The organism is Oleiphilus sp. HI0066 (genome assembly GCF_001635725.1).
Map to the genome: position 1 here is coordinate 1 of NZ_LWFH01000717.1, position 496 is coordinate 496.

At 42.1% G+C, this 496-nt stretch carries 1 pseudogene; it reads right to left on the reverse strand.

Annotated elements, in window-relative coordinates:
- A pseudogene (locus tag A3738_RS29245) lies at positions 1–137 on the reverse strand (4-hydroxy-tetrahydrodipicolinate reductase); the annotation flags it as partial.
- Positions 138–496 lie beyond the last annotated feature (359 nt).

Genomic DNA, 496 nt, shown 5'->3' on the forward strand with positions numbered 1-496 from the left:
CCTGCATCGGCACCAATCACACTACTGTCTGGCAAAACAATCGCTGCGCTTAATTCTGCTTCTGCTGATTGATGAACAGCTTCAATCAACATTTTACCCATGCGGCCAATCGCACCTGTTACTGCAATGCGTACCATTGCTTTACCCTCTTTTTTAAATGAAAAATTCCCGCTCAAAGGCGGGAATTATAAATAGCTTAATTACTAACCAAACTCTATACAGTAAAAACTCGGCACACACCTACTGGATAGATATTTTTGCATCAAGCGAGGCGAAAGTGCACGGAAAAGCTGAGCTTACACGAAGTAAGTGAGCATTTGAGTACACTGTTAACAAAGCTTGAGGTGAAAATAGCATGCAGTCCTGCACTAAAGCTTCATGTCGTCAAAGAAGCTTTTAACCCCCTCAAACCAAGAATGCTTCTGGGGCGCATGTTTCTTCGACCCACTTTCAAGAGTCTCTTGAAACTCTTTCAACAACTCTTTTTGCTTTTTAG